Here is a 4,766-nt window from a genome sequence, read left to right as displayed (position 1 = left end):
GCCAAGCGTTGTTAATCCCTCTTGAATACTTTGTTAGTTGCCAAACCTAAAGCTTTGATGTGATGTTGATTGCCGCTTTGCCAACACTGGCTTTATGTGCTTTGAAAGACTCAAATCAGGTGCATTTTCAAAGCACTTGTCACTGAAACCACTTGGAACTCAAACGCCTTAGAAAACGGAATAACAACACAAAAAAGCTCTTTTAGACAGACGGTGTTACAGACCTGACTTTCAACAAACAAAGCGGCTTCTGAAACAGAAGATCCAAACCAAACAAGAAACCAAAGCACGATTTTCACAACCCCAAATAACTAGAAATGGAAATAAGAAAACCTAGCAAATACACACGGACTTTAGCCCTAAACATTCTTCTTTAGGTACGTTTTTCTTCGTTAGCCAACTAACGCCCTGTTAAGGGGTGAGCAACGCAATACCAAAGCTGCCGCAAACCACCTTAATCACTAAAACCAACGCATAGTAAAAATGCCACGCGTTGCGAATCCCTCTTGAACAGTTTGTTACTGCTCATTCCCAACGGTTATTGCTTACTCAACAAGAACTTCCGTAAATCTCTCTCAGCACGCATTACAAAAAGAATAAACACCTTGTCGCCATCTTGCTTATAGAAAACACGACATGGATTAACGACAACTTCACGATAATTTAAATGTTCTAGTTCGGGTGGAATACGACCTGACTCTGGGAAAGTTTGTAGTCGTTCGACTTTTGAGAAGATCGTTTGTACTAACTGCTTTGCAGCAACAATATTTTCAAGTGCTATGTATTCTGCGATATCGTTGAGGTCAGATAACGCTGGCTCAGTCCAGATTATTTCAGCCATTTTGACATTTTTTCCTTGGCTTCATCATGACTTACCGCTTTACCGTCAGCTAGTGCGCGTTCACCTCGTGCGATCCCCTCAAGAATAGCCAAACGATTTTGCATGAACTCGTAATCATCAACATCAACTAGATACGCAGATGGCTTACCATGCTCGGTAATTAACACTGGTTCTTTAGTGTCGTGGAGATCGGCGAGGATCTTGGTTGCTTGGCGTTTAAGTGATGTAACTAGTTCTACTTTCATGAGGGCTGCTCCAAAGGAATACTAAAGTGACACTATTCTATCACTTTGAGTATAGCAAGCCCCATGACGGCTAACGCCCAATTAAGGGGTGAGTAACGCAACACCGATGCCACCGCAAACCACCTTAATCACTAAAATTAACGCATAGTAAAAATGCCACGCGTTACGAATCCCTCTTGAATTGTTTGTTAGTACGCTGCCCGTTAACCTTTGGTACATGCCAAGATATTGAAATATAGCACGAAAATTAAGACTTAAAACGCTGAAGCTAAAGGGACAACTGCCAAACTAGAACTCAATCTCAAAACGCAAGTTGGCGAGAAGAAAAACTTGCTTAACTGACCTATTTTCACCGTTTTCAAATTAGCAAAGGATACGGTCTTCAGGATTAAACAACCGCGCCAAAGAAACTCAGTGTTTGACGAAAATTTCCCAGCATCAAAGAAACCACACCAAAGAAATAACCCGAAAGTTAGAAACCGTAAACGGTGAAATCAACGCGAACACAACTCATATAGTGCCACCGGAAAGAACGTGAAAGGCACATTTAACCAGGTGTAAAGCTAGGAAAAGAAACCGATAAACTCCGAAAATTTTACCGTTGATGCCAATCCAGTACTAACGCCGCGTTAAGTGGTGAGCAACGCTACCACTTTGCCTAAACCATTGTGCCGTAAACTCTAAAGCTGAATCAAACCGAAAATGCCAAGCGTTGTGAATCCGTCTTGAACGCTTTGTTAGCACTCAACTTTTACAAATAAATACTTAAAACCAATGCGAGGAGAATCAAACCACTTTAATGAATAGTGACCATGCAATTCGATGCTGCGTTCGCGACCTTTCATTGTTCCTTTTGATGCAGCAGCGTCCCACTTCAACTGTCCGCCAACTTCGTTATGATGTAGCCTAAATGCCTTATCTACTGTATTAAGTTGAACAGGAGCAGACCAATAACTTGAATCGTTAGTGAGTAGTATCGCGTAACCTCTAGAAATTTGGTTCTGCTTACACCAAAACTCCAATCGGTTTATATCTTTTAGAAAGTCGTATCTTCCCAAGTCTTGAGCACCTTGCTGCTTTAACTCAAATACTTCATTGTTTACTTCGGCTATGGACCTCTTAGTTTTATATTTCAGTTCAATTCCTATTGGAGATGGATTCCGGACTAAAATGTCGCAATACTCCCATCTCTTGGATTCACTTTTTGACAAAGGAAACTCCAAGCGAATATCAGAACTATCACCAGAAAAACTGTGAATTTCCCATGCTAAGTGATGTTGAAAATCAGCTTCAGAGTGGAAGATATCTCGTTTTTTTTAAAGCACTAGTCAAAATTTGATGAATATCCATAGCTACCTATTATGGCTGATTTAAATTGTTGTGTGCTAACGCCCAATTAAGGTGTGAGGTACGCAATACCGATGCTTCCGCATACCACCTTAATCACTAAATACAACGCATAGTAAAAGTGCCACGCGTGCCGAATCACTCTTAAATTGTTTGTTAGCCGATCATGCCAACGATAGCCCACCATCAACTACCAACGTATGACCGACGATATAGCTGGCTTTATCTGATAATAAAAACTCAATTGCATTGACGATTTCGTCGATTTCCCCAAAACGATTGATTGGTACTACGTCAGAAACATCAGCGCGAATATCAGAGTTTTCAAGTTGCTTTTCTTCCCATCGGGGAGTCCACGTTACACCGGGAGCAACCGCATTAATTCGAATTCCAGACTTGATGCTTTCTAGCGCAACAGATCTAGTCAGACCCTCAAGCGCGTGTTTAGCAGCACTATACATTGATGCATTGGGTGTTGGCCTAAGACCATTAACGGAACTTACATTTACTATGGATGCTCCTGCTTCCATTAGTTTCAGTTCAGACCTCAAACATAAGGCTTGGCACAAAAAATCCACATGAAGTGTTTCTTTGAGAAGTGGTACATCGACTTGAGACAGGTAACCTCTAGAAGCAAGAATCGGAGAAGCGTTATTTACCGCTACATCCAATTTTCCATATTGAGCTTCAATGTGAGCAAATAAACCGTCTAATTGTTGCTCATTCGCAATGTCAACCAACTGATAATCAACAGATTTTAATTCTGGATATTTTTGCATTACATCAAGCCAAATCTTCTTCGAACGCGAGCACGTAATAACTTTATATCCCTGCTTCACGAGCCGAAGAACTGAATACAAACCGATACCTTTTGAGCCACCAGTGACTAATGCAATTTTCAATTTAGGACTCCTTTCCTATTTGTAAACTTTGACGGCTAACGCCGCGTTAAGGTGTGAGTAACGCAATGCCGGACTTCCTGCATTGCACCTTAAACACCAAAACCAACGCAAACTAAAAATGCCAAGCGTTACGAATCACTCTTAAACGCTTTGTTATGCGAATTTTTCGACTCTGCTGACTGAATAGTTGTGTTAATGAGCTCTTCAAAAAGTTCTAACTGCCCAGCTGGAATTAATTGATTCTGAATAGTTTTTCGTTTACCTGAGTCAAAAAGCCGCTCTGCCACCCAACCAATGAGATAAATCAGCGAAAGACAACCTCCGGCAGTGGCTATGTTACCTTCTACTACTAGAGGCAGATCCTGAACGTCTCCTCCCATCTTTTGTAGAACACTTTTAGCATCTGGATTGGTTGTCAATGGCTTACCTTTTAGTAAACCGAGCTCATGAAGGATGAATGAACCAGCACAAATCGAGCCAATTAGCTGTTTGTTTGGGTCAAGGCTAAACGCTGACATAAATTCAGCATCTTTCATCGCTGCTGGAATACCACGTTTACCACTAGTGATAAGAACGACATCTTGGTTCGCCACCTCTGAAATATGTCCGTCAGTTCTAACTTTCATGCCAAGGTGTGAATGATGCTCAGGTTTAGTTCCCAGTATGCTGACCGTCCAACTGTCGGTTGTCCTCCCAAGCAAATCATACATAAGGAAAAAGTCTACATCTGTGAAATCATCAAATATAACAACGCCAACTTTGTACATAAATTTCTATTCCTTTCACTGACCTCATGAATCGCATAACGCCCAATTAAGGGGTGAGCAACGCTACCACCCGACCTAAAGCATTGTACCGTAACCACTAAAATTGAAGTAGAAACAAAAATGCCAAGCGTTGGGAATCCCTCTTAAATTGTTTGTTATGTTTTATCTGTATGTGTGTGTAGTTTGCCAAAATAGAAACCTACTACTACTAGTGCAATATTCCCCAGTTCATTAGGTATTTCATAACCCATTACTGGCAATAAACACAATGACCCCAAAACTAAAATAGCAAGAATTGACGGTATATTGTCAGTGAGTTCCTTAAAATTACTTTTGCCATTTGGAATTATCCAACGAACCAAACCACTTAGAATCAACAAAACTAAAATAGGGCTTACAAGAGCTAACCCCTTATCTGCTATTGGAAGAACCTGCTGCCAAATTGTCAGTATCAATGACTTGATTTCTTCAGGTAATGAAGCATCTCCAGAGCCTAATAGATCGAACAAGGCGAATAAATAACCCAATGCAAGTACTACTAGCACAATGAAAGGCAATAAGATAATTGTCCCAACTAATGAGATAACACTCAAAAGGACCTTTTCGACTGCTGTTTTCTCTGATTTTTCCAACTAATCAACTCTCATACTTAATTTTATAGATA

Annotated in this window: 6 protein-coding genes; all 6 read right to left on the bottom strand. The window is 40.6% G+C overall.

What is annotated here, in order from left to right:
* Positions 1-538: 538 nt before the first annotated feature.
* A complete protein-coding gene (locus NB463_RS18635) occupies positions 539-841 on the bottom strand; it encodes a type II toxin-antitoxin system RelE/ParE family toxin (RefSeq protein WP_104971831.1) in 303 nt (100 codons plus the stop codon).
* On the bottom strand, positions 829-1,086 hold the full coding sequence (locus NB463_RS18630) for a type II toxin-antitoxin system Phd/YefM family antitoxin (RefSeq protein ID WP_042524229.1): 258 nt from the start codon (positions 1,084-1,086) through the stop codon (positions 829-831). The genes NB463_RS18635 and NB463_RS18630 overlap by 13 nt, the downstream gene beginning before the upstream one ends.
* Before the next feature lie 737 nt (positions 1,087-1,823).
* Complete coding sequence (locus NB463_RS18620) at positions 1,824-2,297, bottom strand: hypothetical protein (RefSeq protein ID WP_258432156.1); 474 nt, start codon at positions 2,295-2,297, stop codon at positions 1,824-1,826.
* Between the two features lie 300 nt (positions 2,298-2,597).
* Positions 2,598-3,335 carry an SDR family NAD(P)-dependent oxidoreductase gene (locus NB463_RS18610; RefSeq protein WP_258432155.1) on the bottom strand — a complete coding sequence of 246 codons (738 nt, stop codon included), beginning with the start codon at positions 3,333-3,335 and terminating at the stop codon, positions 2,598-2,600.
* A gap of 128 nt (positions 3,336-3,463) precedes the next feature.
* Entirely contained in the window at positions 3,464-4,102 is a 639-nt protein-coding gene (locus NB463_RS18600; RefSeq protein WP_258432154.1) for a DJ-1/PfpI family protein, read from the bottom strand.
* Between the two features lie 155 nt (positions 4,103-4,257).
* Positions 4,258-4,734: a hypothetical protein gene (locus tag NB463_RS18595; RefSeq protein ID WP_080608926.1), complete on the bottom strand. Its 477-nt coding sequence runs from the start codon at positions 4,732-4,734 to the stop codon at positions 4,258-4,260.
* Between the last annotated feature and the right edge of the window lie 32 nt (positions 4,735-4,766).

This window comes from Vibrio sp. RM-41-2B, assembly GCF_024744415.1.
In the GTDB taxonomy this organism is placed as follows: Bacteria; Pseudomonadota; Gammaproteobacteria; order Enterobacterales; family Vibrionaceae; genus Vibrio; species Vibrio diabolicus.
This window is presented reverse-complemented; position numbering and strand designations above follow the sequence as displayed.